At 47.5% G+C, this 16,051-nt stretch carries 16 protein-coding genes and 1 other RNA gene; 12 read left to right on the top strand and 5 right to left on the bottom strand.

The window, feature by feature from the left end; all coding sequences use genetic code 11:
- Window positions 1–23 precede the first annotated feature (23 nt).
- On the bottom strand, window positions 24–995 hold the full coding sequence (gene tilS, locus J0L70_RS21020; protein ID WP_287455758.1) for a tRNA lysidine(34) synthetase TilS: 972 nt from the start codon (window positions 993–995) through the stop codon (window positions 24–26).
- 164 nt (window positions 996–1,159) lie between these two features.
- Here tilS and J0L70_RS21025 point away from each other — a divergent pair, with 164 nt between their 5' ends.
- Both J0L70_RS21025 and J0L70_RS21030 read left to right on the top strand, forming a co-directional pair.
- Window positions 1,160–1,378, top strand: coding sequence for a DUF433 domain-containing protein (locus J0L70_RS21025; RefSeq protein ID WP_026148973.1), 219 nt, complete (start codon window positions 1,160–1,162; stop codon window positions 1,376–1,378).
- Window position 1,379: 1 nt separating this feature from the next.
- Complete coding sequence (locus J0L70_RS21030; RefSeq protein ID WP_017290874.1) at window positions 1,380–1,700, top strand: DUF5615 family PIN-like protein; 321 nt, start codon at window positions 1,380–1,382, stop codon at window positions 1,698–1,700.
- A gap of 18 nt (window positions 1,701–1,718) precedes the next feature.
- Here the strand turns inward: J0L70_RS21030 and J0L70_RS21035 are convergent, their stop codons facing one another.
- Together J0L70_RS21035 and ccsB are read right to left on the bottom strand one after the other, a co-directional pair.
- Window positions 1,719–2,105, bottom strand: a complete 387-nt coding sequence (locus tag J0L70_RS21035) for a KGK domain-containing protein (protein WP_017290875.1) — start codon at window positions 2,103–2,105, stop codon at window positions 1,719–1,721.
- A gap of 33 nt (window positions 2,106–2,138) precedes the next feature.
- On the bottom strand, window positions 2,139–3,098 hold the full coding sequence (gene ccsB, locus J0L70_RS21040) for a c-type cytochrome biogenesis protein CcsB (protein WP_287455759.1): 960 nt from the start codon (window positions 3,096–3,098) through the stop codon (window positions 2,139–2,141).
- 186 nt (window positions 3,099–3,284) lie between these two features.
- On the opposite strand from ccsB, the gene J0L70_RS21045 reads away from it, so the two are divergent.
- From J0L70_RS21045 to J0L70_RS21085, 9 genes are all read left to right on the top strand, one after another.
- The gene (locus J0L70_RS21045; protein ID WP_287455760.1) at window positions 3,285–4,304 is read left to right on the top strand and encodes an amidohydrolase family protein; all 1,020 of its coding nucleotides are present in this window, start codon (window positions 3,285–3,287) and stop codon (window positions 4,302–4,304) included.
- A gap of 123 nt (window positions 4,305–4,427) precedes the next feature.
- Window positions 4,428–5,216, top strand: coding sequence for an ABC transporter permease (locus tag J0L70_RS21050; RefSeq protein ID WP_287455761.1), 789 nt, complete (start codon window positions 4,428–4,430; stop codon window positions 5,214–5,216).
- Window positions 5,213–5,995: an ABC transporter permease gene (locus tag J0L70_RS21055; protein WP_190648465.1), complete on the top strand. Its 783-nt coding sequence runs from the start codon at window positions 5,213–5,215 to the stop codon at window positions 5,993–5,995. The genes J0L70_RS21050 and J0L70_RS21055 overlap by 4 nt, the downstream gene beginning before the upstream one ends.
- Window positions 5,996–6,063: 68 nt before the next feature.
- Entirely contained in the window at window positions 6,064–6,765 is a 702-nt protein-coding gene (locus J0L70_RS21060) for a gamma-glutamyl-gamma-aminobutyrate hydrolase family protein (protein ID WP_017290880.1), read from the top strand.
- An 81-nt stretch (window positions 6,766–6,846) separates the two neighbouring features.
- The gene (locus tag J0L70_RS21065; RefSeq protein ID WP_017290881.1) at window positions 6,847–7,266 is read left to right on the top strand and encodes a fasciclin domain-containing protein; all 420 of its coding nucleotides are present in this window, start codon (window positions 6,847–6,849) and stop codon (window positions 7,264–7,266) included.
- Between the two features lie 44 nt (window positions 7,267–7,310).
- Window positions 7,311–8,546 (top strand): MFS transporter, encoded by a 1,236-nt coding sequence (locus tag J0L70_RS21070; protein WP_268179901.1) that lies wholly within the window; start codon window positions 7,311–7,313, stop codon window positions 8,544–8,546.
- A gap of 3 nt (window positions 8,547–8,549) precedes the next feature.
- A complete protein-coding gene (locus tag J0L70_RS21075) occupies window positions 8,550–9,524 on the top strand; it encodes an SIS domain-containing protein (RefSeq protein WP_287455762.1) in 975 nt (324 codons plus the stop codon).
- A 112-nt stretch (window positions 9,525–9,636) separates the two neighbouring features.
- Window positions 9,637–10,617, top strand: coding sequence for an S-layer homology domain-containing protein (locus J0L70_RS21080; protein WP_268179897.1), 981 nt, complete (start codon window positions 9,637–9,639; stop codon window positions 10,615–10,617).
- Between the two features lie 271 nt (window positions 10,618–10,888).
- The gene (locus J0L70_RS21085; RefSeq protein ID WP_287455763.1) at window positions 10,889–14,152 is read left to right on the top strand and encodes a WD40 domain-containing protein; all 3,264 of its coding nucleotides are present in this window, start codon (window positions 10,889–10,891) and stop codon (window positions 14,150–14,152) included.
- Between the two features lie 11 nt (window positions 14,153–14,163).
- On the opposite strand, the gene J0L70_RS21090 is transcribed toward J0L70_RS21085, so the two are convergent.
- Complete coding sequence (locus J0L70_RS21090) at window positions 14,164–14,973, bottom strand: hypothetical protein (RefSeq protein ID WP_287455764.1); 810 nt, start codon at window positions 14,971–14,973, stop codon at window positions 14,164–14,166.
- Window positions 14,974–14,987: 14 nt separating this feature from the next.
- A complete protein-coding gene (locus tag J0L70_RS21095; protein WP_287455765.1) occupies window positions 14,988–15,458 on the bottom strand; it encodes a deaminase domain-containing protein in 471 nt (156 codons plus the stop codon).
- 138 nt (window positions 15,459–15,596) lie between these two features.
- Between J0L70_RS21095 and ssrA the strand changes: the two genes are divergently transcribed.
- Window positions 15,597–15,987, top strand: a transfer-messenger RNA (tmRNA) gene (ssrA, locus tag J0L70_RS21100).
- Window positions 15,988–16,051 lie beyond the last annotated feature (64 nt).

The following is a 16,051-nucleotide window of genomic DNA, read 5'->3' on the forward strand; positions in this document are numbered from 1 at the left end:
AGCTTGGAATTCTTTGAGTGAGGTTAGTCGAGGGACTTGAGTTGAATCTGATCTGCGTTGACTTCTGCGATCGTTTTTCCGATGAACGGATCAGTGCGCGATCGATTTGGAGCCGTAATCAATCCAACGCATTTTTCGACTTGCTCGAAGTTTGGGTTGAAATTGAGCGATCGCATCAGAAATTGACGAATGACTCTGCGCTGAATCGCGAGAGGAATTTTACGAAGAATGGTGCGATCGAGACTTTGAGAAGTTATGTCGATCGCGGTTTCATAGAATTCTGAAGCGACTGTTTCTAAATATTCCACTTCAGCGGATAAGAGTTCCATCGTTTGGGCGAGATGGGATTCGACTTGAGCATTGAAATTATGCTTGAGGGAAGGAAGCAACTCTTGGCGAATGCGATTGCGCGCATAGGCTAGATCATTGTTTGTGCTGTCTTGCCAGATGGGAAGGTTGCGATCGCGGCAAAATTCAGCAGTCTGCGATCGCATGATTTCGAGCAAGGGTCGTACCAGTTTGACTGTTGGAGTCAGTTGACGTGTCCAATTGAGCGAGCTTAACCCATCTGCTCCGCTGCCTCGGATTAGATTAAATAAAAGAGTTTCAGCGCGATCGCTGGCAGTGTGCCCAGTAACGATGGTGTGAAATCCTTCAATCGATTGCAGTTGAGCGTATCGCCATTCTCTTGCGGACGCTTCGTTGGGGGGAGGAGAATCGGCAGTTTTGAGATAGAAGGGGAGATTCCAGGATTGAGCGAGAGTCGCAATGTGATCAGCGTTGGCTTGGGAGTCGGCGCGCCAGCGATGATCACAATGAGCAATCGCGAGATGCCAATTCCAACGATCGCGTAAATCGATGAGAAGTTGAGCGAGACAGAGAGAATCCTGACCCCCGGAGAGCGCAATTAGAATCGATTCGTGTTTTGGAAGTAGCGATCGGCTACGAAGAGTGCGATGAATTTTGGCGTGGAGAGGTGTCCAAGAACTCGCCATGGTAGCAAGAAGTCAATTCAAGTGAACCGTAGTCCAATTATGATAGGACGAGAAGTGATGAAGTGATGAAATGCACAATATCGGGAGAGATCAAAACTCAGCCGATATGACTCTACTAGAATCGATAAGCGATAAAAGCGAAATTTATTCAAACTTTGAAACTCATGTCAAAACACTCTTCAGTAATTAGTTCATCTCCTGAAATTATGGGCGGAACGCCAGTTTTTGTAGGCACTAGAGTTCCTGTGCAGACTCTTTTGGATTACCTAAAAGCAGGAGAATCGATCGATGATTTTCTAGACGGATTTCCAACGGTCAGTAGAGAACAGGTCATTGCCTTACTAGAAGAGGCAGAGAAACAAATTGTCAGGATGGTCGCTTAGCATGAACCTCTTGTTAGACGAGTGTATCGATCGTAGGCTGGCAAGAGAGTTCTCTGACTATGACGTGAAACCTGTTCCGCAAATGGGATGGGCAGGAATCAAAGACGGGCAACTGCTTGAACTTGCAGCATTAGAGTTCGATGTTTTCCTTACGGTCGATCGTAACCTAGCGTTCCAACAAAACCTGCCAGCATTCGATATTGCAGTCATCGTTTTGCAAGCATCTTCTAACCGTTTGGCAGATTTGAAGCCTTTAGCTCCGGCAGTGTTAGCAATTTTGCCGACCGCAATGAAAGGGCAGGCTACGATCGTGAGCGCGTAAAACCCAAACCATATGACATTAATAGTCGTCGTTAGAGTAAATGTCATCGATGTTGCGCGGACGCAAACGATCGGTGAGCGGTTCTGGCTGGAGCACATCCGGTTGGCGTGCCGAGGAGCGCTCTGGTAATCGTTCTTGCGGTTTCAACGGCGCAAATTCTAGGCGAATTCTGACTCTGCCACGTTGCCAGCCTGTGCCTGAATTGAAGCGCAGTGCTTCACACTCTAAACCATCCTCAAACCAGGCTTCGTTATCTTCTGTCCATTCCCCTTCTCGATCGCTGACCGCTTGTGCCAACTGGTCAAGGAATTCACTCACCTTGAACGTCGGATTGGTCATCAACACGCGACCGCGATCGACGAACAAGACTTCATCATCATTCATTGGGGTAAATCCGTTATCCATTCTCAATCCTCGTCGATCGCGTTCTCTTGTGCATTATAAGAACCATCCGTAGCTATGGAGTCCTTTACCCAAAAGATTCACCCCTAAATAACAGACCCAAACCACGACAAATCCTACTGCGGCAAGGATAGCAGGACGACGACCTTGCCAGCCTTTGGTGATGCGCGCATGCAGATAAGCCGCAAAAACTAGCCACGTGATCAATGCCCACGTTTCTTTGGGATCCCAACTCCAATAAGAACCCCAGGCTTCATTCGCCCAAACGCCGCCTGCGATAATACCGATCGTCAACAGCGGAAAGCCGAGTCCAATCACGCGGTAGCTAATATTGTCCAAGGTATCTGCAAGAGTCAGACGTTGCGGGGAAAGGGTGGTCTTTTCTAAAACTGCGGTTCCACCTGAATTGACACTCACTTCTTCTGAGCGGTGAAGCTGATAGGATTTTTCACGGTAGCTGCCTGTTCCGACAGAACTGCCTCGGAGTTCGATATTCTGTCCACGAGTGACGACTAAAAACGCGATCGCCAAAAGCGATCCCACCATCAAAGTTGCATAACTGAGCATCATGACGCTGACATGCATCATCAGCCAATTGGATTTCAAGGCAGGAACCAATGGCGCAGAAGCCTGCATCGTATCGGGTAGCGTCAGAGCGGCAAAAGCCGTGATTGCCATTGCAACGGGCGCTGTGACAATGCCGACGAGATTGCTTTTGCTCATATTTTCAGCGATCAAGTGCATCGTGGTAATGCCCCAGACCAGGAAAAAGAGCGATTCGTAAAGATTGCTGAGGGGGAAATAGCCTGCTTCGATCCAGCGAGCAGCAAGGAGTGCAGCCGTAGAGAGATTTGCGATCGCCATTCCTGCCGTCCCCAGAGTCGATGCGTAAGGCACCTGGGGAAAGGCTGCACCAACCCAATAGATCAGCATTGTGGCGAATAACACAGCAAATGACAGATTATCTAAAACGCCTTGGAGTGCAACCAAATCCATTGTTGTTTCCTTACGGGGATTAATCGAAGTTTACAGTGTCTCTCAATTGTATAAGGCGAAGGGGCGTTCCGAGTTTTACCGAGTGTCGTAATGAAGTTTGGATTTTGGTATTGCAAAGACCCAGACAAGTTTAAAAGAACACGTCAGAATAGAGAACAAATCATCAGAATCATAGAAGAGGTGCTTGTGGCTTTATACGCAGAATTGCATCGTCACTTGGGTGGATCGGTTGTGCCTCGGATTCTCTGGCGTTATTTAGAACGAAGTGAATCAGATTTAATTGAACGGTTTTCCGATTATCCGGAGTTTGAGGATTTTTATACTCGACCTCGCAATACCTTGGATGAGTACTTGGAATTGCATACGATCGTGGAAGGGGTGCAAACGGCGGAAGCGTTGCCCTATTTCATTTATCGTTTGATGCGCGGAGCTTATATTTTCGAGAATTTGGCGTATTTGGAGCTTCGCTATACGCCTTATTTGCGAACGAATCCGAATTTGGATCAATCGCGTCGGATTGAGCAAATGACTGAGATTGCTCAGATTGTGGGGCGATCAAGTCGATTGAAGGAGTATCCAATCGTCAGCAGTCAAATCCTGTGTATGCACTCGAAGCTGCCGTATGAGGTGAATCGAGCGATCGTAGATTTGGCGGCGCAGATGCCGGAGAATATTTGCGCGATCGATTTGGCAGGCGGTGATGCTTACTATGGGGAGCGAATGGAAGAGTTTATCGAGTTGTTTGAATATGCTCGATCGCTCAATATCAAAGCGACTTGCCATTTGTATGAAACGGAAGGACATTATCCGGAATTGCTGCCATTTTTGAATCGCATCGGGCATGGGATTCAGATTCCGCTTCGGTATCCGCATCTGTTGAAAGAAGTCGCGCAACGGAAGCAATGTTTGGAGGTTTGTCCGACGACTTATCTGAAAACGGGAACGCTTCAGGAGATTCGCCAACTCAAACAGGTGTTTGATCAATGCTTTGACGCAGGCGTTGATATTGCGATCTGTACAGATAATGCGGGTTTGAATGATGTACGACTGCCGTTTGAGTATGAAACGCTTCTGACACAGGATGTGATTGGGTTTGAAGAGTTGCAGGCTTGTCAGGATGCAGCGTTTCGTCATGCGTTTGCGTGGCAATATGCTCAGCGTCCAGCTTCATTGCTCGATCGATTGTTGAAATCGGAGGCGAGTTAATTCAGGCGCGGACGGGATAACGAGTCTGCCTTCCCGTTCTGCATCTGCAAATTCTGACTCGATCCCATTGAGGGATGTTCTGACTGCGATAATGGGCGATAGTCAGAAAAAACTCAATTGCCAATGAAACGGTTCTTTCGTGTGTTCAAAACCTTGCTGCTGGTGTATTACGCCTATATGGTGGAATATCGAGCAGAGTTAATTCTGTGGGTGCTTTCAGGATCATTGCCCATTATTTTGATGGGAGTGTGGATACAAGCTGCTCAGCAAAGCAATTTTGGACTTTCTCCTACCGATTTTGCACGCTACTTTTTATCCGTGTTTTTAGTGCGTCAATTGACGGTTGTGTGGGTGATTTGGGAGTTTGAACGGGAAGTTGTCGAAGGCAAGCTCTCACTCAGATTGTTACAACCGCTTGATCCGGCTTGGCATCATGTGTTTTCGCATGTTTCAGAACGGTTTGCCCGGATTCCATTTGCGATACTACTAATTGTCTTATTCTTTCTCCTTTACCCAACTGCAATCTGGGTTCCGAGCGTTGGAACAGTGTTACTGTTTGTGGTGTCGATCGTATTAGCTTTCTCGCTAAACTTTCTGATTCAGTACACTTTGGCACTCTGTGCGTTTTGGACAGAGCGGGCAAGTTCATTGCAAGAATTCTGGTTTTTGCTGTATCTATTTTTGTCTGGGGTGATTGCACCGCTTGAAGTCTTTCCGCCTGTCGTGAAAACACTCGCTTTGTTTACGCCGTTCCCTTATTTAGTCAATTTTCCAGCGAGCTTGCTGGTTGGATTACCAACGAATCCAGCGCAAGGATTTTTAGTGATGGCAGGTTGGATTGTCGGATTTCTCGCGCTCAATCGTTGGTTGTGGCGGCAAGGCTTGAAACAATATTCGGGGATGGGAGCATGAGACGGTATTTTCAAGTGCTGCGATTGTTCTGGAGTACTGCGATCGCTGCTGAACTAGAGTATCGCATTAACTTCCTAATCGCAGCACTGACAAGCTTAGGCGGATTAGTCGGAAGTTTGTTTGGATTATTTCTCTTTTATCGAACAGGCTACACCTTCGCTGGATGGAGATGGGAAGAAGCATTGATCGTTGTGGGAGTATTCACATTACTAGAAGGCTTTTCCAGTACCTTTCTCGCACCCAATCTGAACCGAATTGTGCGGCATGTGCAGGAAGGAACCTTGGATTTTGTGTTGCTAAAACCGATTAGTTCTCAGTTTTGGTTGTCTGGGCATACCATCTCACCTTGGGGAATTCCCGATATTATTTTTGGCGCGATCGTCATTTTTTATGCGGGCACTCGATTAGGGATTGGTGTGAATGCGTATCTGCTCAGTCTGATTCCATTAGTTTTCGGATTAGCAATTCTCTATAGCTTGTGGTTCATATTGGGGGCGACAAGCATTTGGTTTGTCAAAATCTACAATGTGACAGAAGTGTTGCGGGGATTGATTGAAGCGGGACGGTATCCAATGGCAGCTTATCCGATCGCGTATCAATTCTTTTTCACGTTTATTGTTCCCGTTGCTTTTCTCACGACCATTCCAGCCGAAGCCATGTTAGGACGAGTCGAGTTTGAATGGATGCTTGGAGCGGGAGGTTTAGCGATCGCACTTTTATTTGTTGCACACAGTTTTTGGCGATTTGCGCTGAGATTCTACACCAGTGCATCTAGTTAGTAGCGAATGTACTCGATCCAATCGAGCAGAACTGGTTAAGCTATTGTCATTGTTCTCTCACTCAGACTATGACTCGTGCGCCCTTAATCGGAATTACGACCCACAGCCGCAATGCGACCAATGAAGTTGTGCTACCTGGAACTTATGTAGATGCAGTGCAATCGGTTGGCGGCAATCCAATTTTGCTTCCTCCCACTCAAAGTCATCTTGAATCGTTGCTCGATGCGATCGATGGGTTGATTCTCTCCGGAGGCGGGGATATTCATCCGATTCATTACAATGGCGAAGATCATCCTGAGATTTACGGGATAGATGACGATCGCGATACGTTTGAGATTACGCTAGCAAAGTTAGCATTGATGCGGGAAATTCCAGTCTTAGGGATTTGCCGGGGAATGCAGGTTTTGACTGTGGCAACGGGAGGCGGATTGATTCCGCATGTGCCCGAAGTCTTTGGAGATAGCATTGATCATCGGTTAGATAATCCGCGTCGTCCGATTCCCCATGAGATTGAAGTACTAGCTGAGAGCCGATTGTCGGAGCTATTAGGCAAGACTCAGATGAATATTGTGTCTTGGCATCATCAGGCAGTTGAGTTTCATTCGGATGTGTGGAAGTTGGCGGCTCGCTCCAACGATGGATTAATCGAGGCGTTAGAGCATTCAGAGCATCCTTGGGCGATCGCGTTGCAATGGCATCCAGAATTGTCCATGCAAGATCCAGCGCATCAGAGATTCTTTCGATCGTTTATAGACGCTTGTAAGAAATGAGTTCTCTCTTACGTTCGATGCGAGTTAGGCGGGCAATGTTCTTTCCTTAGAGAAAGAGCAATAGTACAGGACACGAAAACAATGACGAATCTTTTGCAAACAGCGGCTGAAGTCGGATCATTTAAGACGTTGTTGAGCGCGATCGACAAAGCCGGAATCGCACCCGAATTAGAAAATCTCGATGGGTCTTTTACACTGCTCGCTCCCACCGATGCAGCCTTTGAAAAATTACCAGTGGGAATGCTAGATGAATTGCTACAAGACTTGCCCAAACTACGGAGAGTCTTGAGCTATCACGTTTTGCCAGGAGATGTGAGGTTTGAGGATTTGACTGAGATTGAAGAAGCACCTACTTTAGAAGGCTCAGTGATTGCAGTCGATCATCAAGGCGGCATCAAAGTGAATGATCTGGCGATCGCACAAGCCGATATCTTGGCAGAAAATGGCGTGATTCATGCGATCGAGGGTGTGTTGATGCCTGCACTGCTCGCAGGAGGCTAAACAGTTTGCTATCCTAGGATCTCTTCATCGCACAGGACAGGATTTTGAGTACGTTTGCCAAGTTGACCCCTCGGACGCAGCGGAATTTAGGGGTGCTATTTACGGCAGGATTGCTATTTTGGGCAAGTCTAGCAAGCCTGCTTCCCACCTTGCCCCTCTATGTCAAATCGATCGGCGCGCCCGATGATCAACTTGGTATGGTGATGGGAGCATTTGCGATCGGGTTATTACTCTTTCGTCCTCAAGCTGGTCAGACAGCCGATCAGCAGGGACGAAAGATTGTGCTACTGATTGGAATTTCAGCCGCAACCCTTGCTCCAGTCTGTCATTTACTGACCCAATCGATTCCAGTACTGATGCTGATTCGAGCATTTCATGGACTGAGTATTGCAGCTTTCACAACCGCTTATAGTTCACTGGTCGTTGATCTTGCACCGCCAGAAAATCGCGGGGAGTTGATCGGTTACATGAGCTTGGTCAATCCGATTGGAATGGCATTAGGACCAGCGCTTGGCGGATATCTGCAAGAGTTGACGACTTATGCACCTGTGTTTGTGATGAGTTCAATTCTTGGCTTGATTAGTATGACTTGTGCGATGTTTGTGAAAGCTCCGCCTGTCATGTATGCTCCTCAAGACCAAAAAGAAAAAGATCAGTTCTGGCAGTTGTTGATCAGCGATCGCATTCGAGTTCCAACGATTACCATGCTGCTCGTCGGCATCGCATTTGGTGCGATCGCAACATTCGTACCGCTTTATATCAAAGATTCAGGAGTTGGACTGAATCCAGGACTGTTCTACACAGCAGCAGCAATCACAAGCTTTTTGACACGGTTTGTGGCAGGCAAAGCCAGCGATCGCTATGGGCGAGGTCGATTTATTACGGCTGGTCTGTTGGGCTATGCCATCTCAATGCTGGTTCTGTGGCAAGCAACCGATGCCAATCAATTTCTCTTAGCCGGAGCGCTCGAAGGATTTGGAGGCGGCACATTTTTGCCGATTATGATTGCATTAGTTGCCGATCGCTGTCAGCCTTTTGAGCGGGGACGAATTTTTGGATTATTTGTCGGGGGTTTCGATTTAGGAATTGCGTTGGCAGGTCCGATTCTGGGTCTCGTTTCTAATATTGTCGGCTATCGCAGTTTGTATCTCGTTGCGGCTTGTGTGGCGTTTGCTGGCTTGATTGTGTTTATGACGTTATCGAGTAAGAGCGTTGCTGATTCATTTCGATTCGCCTTGGGGTATGGAAAAGATCCGTATGCAGTTTCTAAAGTGGGTTGAACGATGAATGTTCCTCATTTCATGCTCAAAGAGATTCACCAACAGCCAGACGTGATTCGTCATCAACTCGATCGGACAATTTCAATTGGAATTCCCGATCGCATCAACATTCTGGCATGTGGAACTAGCCTGAACGCAGGTTTGATTGGGCAATTTCTATTTGAGCAGATTGCTCAAATTCCTACTCAAGTGCGATCGTCGTCTGAATCTCTTTCAGCCCCACTGCTGGAAACTCCAAATACAATTACGATCGCGATTACACAATCTGGTGAAACAGCCGATACAATTGCTGCACTTCAACAAGTTCAATCGAAGCGAGTTGCCATTACCAATGGAATTGACAGCACAATTACTCGATTTGCTGATCACACAATTTATACAAATGCAGGTGAAGAGAAAAGCGTTGCTGCAACTAAAACATTTACATCACAGATTGTACTTTTTTACAAGTTAGCATTTCAAATTGCACATGAGAATCAAAAACTCAGCGATCGAGAATTTGCATCACATCTTGAATCACTCAAGCAAATCCCACAACAAATGGAGAAATTGCTCAATGAGAATACAATCGTTGAACTTGCTCAAACTCTAAAAGAAACGCGTGATCTGATCATTTTAGGCTCGGGAATTAATACTGCGATTGCATTAGAAGGCGCATTGAAACTCAAAGAAGCAACTTACACACATGCAGAAGGGTATGCTGCGGGGGAATTTCTTCATGGTCCGATCGCATTGCTCGATGCAGAAATTCCGACATTAGCGATCGTGACAGAAGATGATTCTCGTATACAAAAAACAATCGATCGGATTCGTGCTCATGGAAATCATGTGATCGAGATAACCGCAAAATCAGTCCCCGAATTGTTCAGTCCATTCCTTGCAGTTGTGGCTTTGCAACTGTTGGCTTACCACTTAGCAACCCTACGCAGGATAGATGTTGACCGACCCAGAAATATTGCAAAATCTCTCACGACTTAAGCCCATCCTAACTAAGGTTCACCAATCTTTGCGTTTCCCTCTATCGCTGGTTGGAAAATTGCTTTAGGATTTGGGTGTGAATAAAGCTCCGTAAAGTAATATTCCTACTGAAATGACTTCTTCTCCAGATCCTCGTCATCGTCTCACGTCCGATGAACTCATCGCGATGTTTGTGGCGTTCCTTAGCATTGGGGGCATCTTCTTCTGGGCACTGGGTCAGCAAGACTCTGGCTTTGATCTCGGCTCCCTGATAGGTTCACCAAAACCTACGGCTTCTTCTCCGCCTTTACCGAGTGGAACGGCTGCACCGAATGCGATCGTCGGAACAGCACCCGCATCACCTCTACCGCAAGCGACATTAGCTGTTCCGCAAATTGAGGCGACAGATGCACCACAGCCTAATGTGCAAACGATGGTTCCCAGTATTCAAACGCCGATCGCAACTGTTCCGGCTCCCAATCCTGCGTTGCCGAATCTGGTTCCGTCGCCGAATACTCCTGCATCGCCAGGAGTTGCGAAGCCAGTCACTGGATTTTCAGATGTGCCCAGCGATTTTTGGGCAGGAGCTTATATTGGGGAATTGTCACGTCGTGGAATTATTAGCGGATTTGACGGTGGAGTCTTTAAGCCAAATGAATCGCTCACCCGCGCACAATTTGCTTCCTTATTAGGCAAAGCATTTGGGAAACCGAAACAGCGGCAAAGCGTTGAATTTCAAGATGTGCCTGCAAATTATTGGGCAAAATCCGCGATCGATGATGCGATTCAGACTGGATTTATGAGTGGATATTCGGAAGGCGATTTCCGTCCCGATCAGCAAATCCCGTTATATCAGCTTCAAGTCGCACTTGCCGCAGGGTTAAAACTTCAACCTCAAACGCCTGTAGCGCAAACGTTGACAAACTTTAAAGATGCAGCCCAGTTGCCAAAATGGTCACAAGAGAAAGTTGCAGCCGCGATCGACTCAGGACTCATCACAGGATATCCCAGTCCTCAAGAACTCACTCCAACTCGCACTGCAACGCGAGCAGATGCGGCAGCGCTGATCTATCAAGCACTGGTGAAAGAGGGGCGGATTACACCGACGAAGTAGGGAGTAGGGAGTGGGGCATGTTTTTTCTCCCTACTCCCCACCTCTCCGTAAATTTACGATCACTTCACGCAACCTCCAATTCCATAAATTTTTTCGCCTGATCCGAACTTTTGCCGCTTTTTTCCGTCGGAAGTTCTTAACCTAGAATTTGACTCACCCGAAGCTGATACGCCACAATCGGACATAATTCGGACTATTTCAAGTAGCAGAACTTACCGGGTGCGTCGTTTCTTGTTGCGAATTCTGAATTAGCGTCAATAATTCCTTTGCCATGAGTCACGCCCAACTCGCGCTCAAAACTGGTCAAGCGAAACTCTGGATTCTCCTTGTGGGAGTTAGCCAGTACCACGATCAGCGATTTCCGATCCTGCAATACTCCACAGTCGATACTCAGCGGCTGGCAGATGCCTTCACAGAAGTCATTCAGGAATTTCCTGATACCAGCCTGAAACTGCATCACGATAACGCGCTACCCCCGACCCTGAGCGAAGTGCGATCGAGCCTGCAAGACATTGTGGAACATGCCAAGCCAGACGATACGGTTCTGTTCTATTTTGCTGGACATGGGGCACTCGACTCGCGAATGCAGCAAGTCGTATTCTGCTTAGCTGACACGCAGAAAGATGCCATGCTGCAAACGGGATTAAGCGCGATTAGTCTCTTGGGATCACTTGGAAACTGCGCGGCAAAACAGCAAATCCTCTGGATCGATGCATGTCATGCAAATGGAATGACGCTGCAAACTGATACACCTGAAATTTTAGATAATCCAACCTGGCAATTGAGCGAGATGTTTCGGCAACGCGCATCTCAGAATCCCGGATTTCAAGCGTTACTGTCTTGCGATCACAAGCAACAGTCCTGGAAATTTCCCGAATTGGGTCACAGCATTTTTAGCCATTTCTTGATTGAAGGATTGCGCGGAGGAGCCGCAAATCCTCAAGGCATCGTCACGGCTTCTGTTTTGGGAAATTACGTTCACGATCGCATGATTCAATACATCGATCGCACCAATCAGCAGTTGGAATGGCTGCACCGAGATGGAGAAAATCGTTCTTCCAAAGCCATCGTGCAAAAACCTGCTCGATTCGGTAATACCCAACTGCAACTCCCAATCGGCATTCGCCCCAAAGATCCATTAGAGTATCTATTCCCAGAGATCAAAGCACCTGATATTGAACCACCGCTTGCTCGATCTGCCTCGAGACGCAAGCCAACGCTTGATGCGCAAAACCTCATTCCACCCCCGATCGAGAAACCAACCACGATCGAGTCAACGATTCCACCCTTCCAAAAGATTGTTCCTGAACAACCTGCTCCTGAACCGATCCCAGAAGTAATCTCGATCGAGCCTGTCCTGCCAAAAGCGCAAGAGCCTGTTTCCGAATTCGTTGAGCCTTCTGTTCTCGACGCAAACCTGCCAACCCCATTAATTGAAGCTCCAGAAGTCGAAGAGATTCCGGTCGAACCGACTCCACCCATTGAGCCAGCAATTGATGAGATCGAGCTGGCGCGACCAGAAATCCCAGAACCAATTTCACTTCAGGAAACACAACCAGAAGCCAACGTTTCCGCTGCACCGGAACCTAGCTCAGACCTTAGCTCGATTCAACAACCCGTTGCAGATTCTCCGATTTCCTTCGCACCGAGTCCTATCGAAGAACCACGGTTAGAAGTGGTCGAGCCAATCGCAATCGCCCCTGCCGTTTCGGAAGTTTCCCTCGAATGGGTAGAGTCGGCTCCACTGACGCAAGAACCAAGTCCACCAAACGAGATCGAACCAGAACACGAAGCCGCCGCTTCCGACCTCGCAGAATCGATCGCACTCGGCTCTCACTCAGTTGAATCTCAACACGCTTTGCCTGAAGTTGCAGACTCGATCGCGCCTGTTAAACCCCCTCGAACACGCCCTGACACTCAACGGCAGGTTCAGCGCTTCCAGCGCGTGATAAAAAAACGCTGGAATTCGGCAGCGATCGCGTTTAATGGAACAGTTCGCGGAGCCACCCAATCGGTCGGGAACTTTGCAACATCCCAACAAACGCAGGCGAAACAGCAAGTGTCCCTCCTTCGCAACTCACTCTCGAAAAAGATCGGTTCGCTGAGCCAGGCGACCCGCCAAGCCGCAAATTCTGGTCAAACTCTTTATCGTCAAAGTGTGGCTGAAGCGAATCACATCGCCACTGATGCGGTTCAAAATCTCGATCGCTCCACCCGCAACCTCCATCAAACTGCGAATACTGCCTGGAGCAAAGCGGCTGAGCGTACACAAGCCCCTGAAACTCGCCAACTGGCAACAACGGCACTCAAAACGCTAGGAGTCGTTACGCTTAGCATGGCAGGCATTGGAGCCTATATGTACCGCAACGATCGGATTCATCAGGTTCAAACCCTCTCCAGCACTGCAACAACGCAAATGCAGTCGAATCAAGACAGCCAAGCCTTAGCAACCGCCCTCAAAGCGGGGCAAATGTTGCAAAGCGTCGATCGTCCCTGGAATTTTGTGCCAGAGAGTTTGAAATTGAGCGCGATCGCCACGCTTCAACAAGCTGTCTCGATGGCTGAAGGTAGCTCAACACCAATCGGTGCTGGATTTTCCAATGCCACTCTCAGTCCTGATCAAAAAACTTTTGCCGTTTCAACGCGCAAGAACACGATTCAGATTTGGCGACAAAACGACGCTCAACTTCAACAACGTGAAACAGAATTGAGTGGACACAAAGCTGCGATCGCCAAACTCATCTTCAGTCCAGATGGAAAACGCCTTGCTTCATCAAGTGCAGATAAGACGATCAAAATTTGGGATGTCGAAAAAGGCATTCTGATTCAAACTTTAGCTGCCCATACTCAAGCTGTCACAGCCCTCAGCTTCCGCTCCGACGGTGAAGTTCTCGCATCGGGCAGTGCCGATCAGACGATCAAACTCTGGGGCATCTCAAATGGTCGCATCCTCGACACCTTTAAAGGACATAATGCAGTCGCGAGTGTGATTCGATTCAGTCCTGATGGTCGCATCCTCGCGGCTGGAACCACAACGAACACCATCCATCTCTGGTATCCCGATAGTCAAAATCCGGTTCTCCTCGGCAGTCACGACCGCACAGCAGTCGGGCAAGGCATCAACGATTTGGCTTTCACACCGGACGGCAAAACGATCGCATCCGCTGGAGTTGATAAAACAATTCGACTTTGGAATGTTGGCTCAGCAACGACCGAACGCGAAGCCATTCCCACGCAAACGCTGACCGGGCATGAAGAGGAAGTCACCAGTTTAAGCTTTAATGCTAGTGGACAAATTTTGGCATCCGGCGGACGCGATCGTACGATTCGTCTCTGGAATATGCAGAATGGAACTTTCCTCAAAACCCTCCTCGGCGCTAAAGATCCGATCGAGCAACTGACATTCACCGCCAATGACCAATCCTTGTCCAGTGTCGGCAACCAGTATGGCTTGAAGATTTGGAACCTTGATCTCAACTCACTGATGAAGACAGGCTGTCAATTGGCGGGAAGTCGGACAATAGGATGTTCTTGAGCCTAATTTTCTTAGTGCAGCAGATCGAGCAGGAGCAGTGTATCTGAGGGTTCCCAAATGAAGCTTTCTAAGATTGTCTCAACGGTCTGAACACCTCTAATCGTCATGAAAGATTGAGGAAGGTGAAAGTCCCAAACCGCAGGGACAATCTCATAAAGCCACCAAGTCAGTAGCTTATGCCGTTCAGAAGTGCCAGGAAAGATTGCATATCCCTCGAAACAATCTTCTAAAATGCTGAGTAACGCAAGTTGTGCATCACTTTGATTCAGCGCCTTCAATCCATTTTTAAGAACATCTAAACTTTCGTCTAAGGCTTGACATCCTTCAGATAACCTGGGAAACAGGACATCGACCAGTTTAGATGGACACAGCTGCTTGTGAACTGATCCAGTTAAATCATTTGAAATTTTGCTGTCTGCAATCTGTTCACGAAGCGGTAAGATGATTTTCTCTTGGATTGCTTTTGGAATCAACGTTGCATCATGGCAATCCTCTAGTTGCATCAGCATTAGGGCGATCGCAATCCTGGGTCTGTTGTCATTGGGTAAGTAGGCTTCTACCGTAGGTTTTGCAGTCAAGCTTAGGAGCACAGCCATCCAAATCCAGCGAGGATGACACCTCAATTGATCCAGTGAACGAAAACCATCCAAAATTTCTTGGAGTGCATCCTTTAGGGATGTTCCAGTTGTATTCTCTTCGTAAAGTTCTTCATAACGCTGTTGATTCACTTGAGATAACAGCCGTTGGAGAGAAGTGGGTAGTTTCCTTGCTGCAGAAGATTGATAGTTTCGCGGGTTACTGGTTACGAATCCAAGTTCCATAAGTTTTCCTCCAACTAAGGATAAGGATGATCCCAGACAACGCTGATTCCTACACTTGGAAAGAGTTCCCTAAACTGTCGCAAAATATTTTGGCAACTCTCACAAGGTTTCCTTTCAGTATAGAGGTAAAGTTTTCCTTCAACTTGAACTTGCTTTAACTCTTCAAGTAGAGTTAGAGCAAGTGCGGACAGAATCTTATATTCTGCATCAGTCTCCATTAGTCGTTGAGAATGCGAGTCGATACTCGGTTCAAATATCCCCCCGGCAGATTTTGGAGTAGGGAGAGGCGAGGGGCTTCTCGCTCTTGAGGTTCCTTCTTGAAAAAGTATAGCTCCATTGGACAGTACGACTTTTGCAACGGCGACATTGCCTGATGGGAAATCTCTTCCAATGTAGTCTTCCCGCACAGTTTTAGCCTTTGCCAGAAGTTCAGCTTTGATAATCTCTGGAATTTCTTCACCAAACAACTTTGAGATTTCATCCACTGCACGCGCACCTACTGCGGTTATCACAACCCCCAATTTTACTGGTCGCGATCGCTTATTTAGCAAATTAAAGGGTCTTAATACGACTCACATCAAGAACACATCTCTAAAAACCGCGCTATACTAGGAAAACATCACGGGGCTGTAACGGTTTCGACAGGTTGGCGAACGTTCCATCGAGATGCAGGTCGAGAGGGAGTCCACTCTCGTAAATCTAGGCTCAAAAAAATAGATGCAAACAACATCGTACCTTTCGCTCGTAAAACTGCACCTGTTGCAGCATAAAACACCTCTAATTCAGGTTCGAGCGCTTACCGTCTGACACCGTTAAAGATAGTAAGCACAACCCCAACGGTTGCTCTAGAATTTCGCCTTTGGTCGGCATTCTAGCTAAGACAATACCAAAGCATCCTATTGTCCGGGACAAAGGACAGTTCCCGCTTCGAGGATTAGAGAAGCTAAACCTGTGAATGATTGATAGAGCTAATACCCAGTTTGGACACGGGTTCGACTCCCGTCAGCTCCACTTTTGCTGATTGACTTTTACTCATTGAATGATTGATTCAATCGATATTGATGGAGTTAAATATCGA

It is taken from the genome of Leptolyngbya sp. UWPOB_LEPTO1, from assembly GCF_017302695.1.
Lineage (GTDB): Bacteria > Cyanobacteriota > Cyanobacteriia > Leptolyngbyales > Leptolyngbyaceae > Leptolyngbya > Leptolyngbya boryana.

Excerpts from the sequence above, each read along its gene's own strand:
- J0L70_RS21075 (WP_287455762.1), top strand. The coding sequence starts at position 8,550 with ATGAATGTTCCTCATTTCATGCTCAAAGAGATTCACCAACAGCCAGAC.
- J0L70_RS21090 (WP_287455764.1), bottom strand. The coding sequence starts at position 14,973 with ATGGAACTTGGATTCGTAACCAGTAACCCGCGAAACTATCAATCTTCT.
- tilS (WP_287455758.1), bottom strand. The coding sequence starts at position 995 with ATGGCGAGTTCTTGGACACCTCTCCACGCCAAAATTCATCGCACTCTT.
- J0L70_RS21085 (WP_287455763.1), top strand. The coding sequence starts at position 10,889 with ATGAGTCACGCCCAACTCGCGCTCAAAACTGGTCAAGCGAAACTCTGG.
- J0L70_RS21080 (WP_268179897.1), top strand. The coding sequence starts at position 9,637 with ATGACTTCTTCTCCAGATCCTCGTCATCGTCTCACGTCCGATGAACTC.
- J0L70_RS21055 (WP_190648465.1), top strand. The coding sequence starts at position 5,213 with ATGAGACGGTATTTTCAAGTGCTGCGATTGTTCTGGAGTACTGCGATC.
- J0L70_RS21030 (WP_017290874.1), top strand. The coding sequence starts at position 1,380 with ATGAACCTCTTGTTAGACGAGTGTATCGATCGTAGGCTGGCAAGAGAG.
- ccsB (WP_287455759.1), bottom strand. The coding sequence starts at position 3,098 with ATGGATTTGGTTGCACTCCAAGGCGTTTTAGATAATCTGTCATTTGCT.
- J0L70_RS21050 (WP_287455761.1), top strand. The coding sequence starts at position 4,428 with ATGAAACGGTTCTTTCGTGTGTTCAAAACCTTGCTGCTGGTGTATTAC.
- J0L70_RS21065 (WP_017290881.1), top strand. The coding sequence starts at position 6,847 with ATGACGAATCTTTTGCAAACAGCGGCTGAAGTCGGATCATTTAAGACG.
- J0L70_RS21060 (WP_017290880.1), top strand. The coding sequence starts at position 6,064 with ATGACTCGTGCGCCCTTAATCGGAATTACGACCCACAGCCGCAATGCG.
- J0L70_RS21025 (WP_026148973.1), top strand. The coding sequence starts at position 1,160 with ATGTCAAAACACTCTTCAGTAATTAGTTCATCTCCTGAAATTATGGGC.
- J0L70_RS21035 (WP_017290875.1), bottom strand. The coding sequence starts at position 2,105 with ATGGATAACGGATTTACCCCAATGAATGATGATGAAGTCTTGTTCGTC.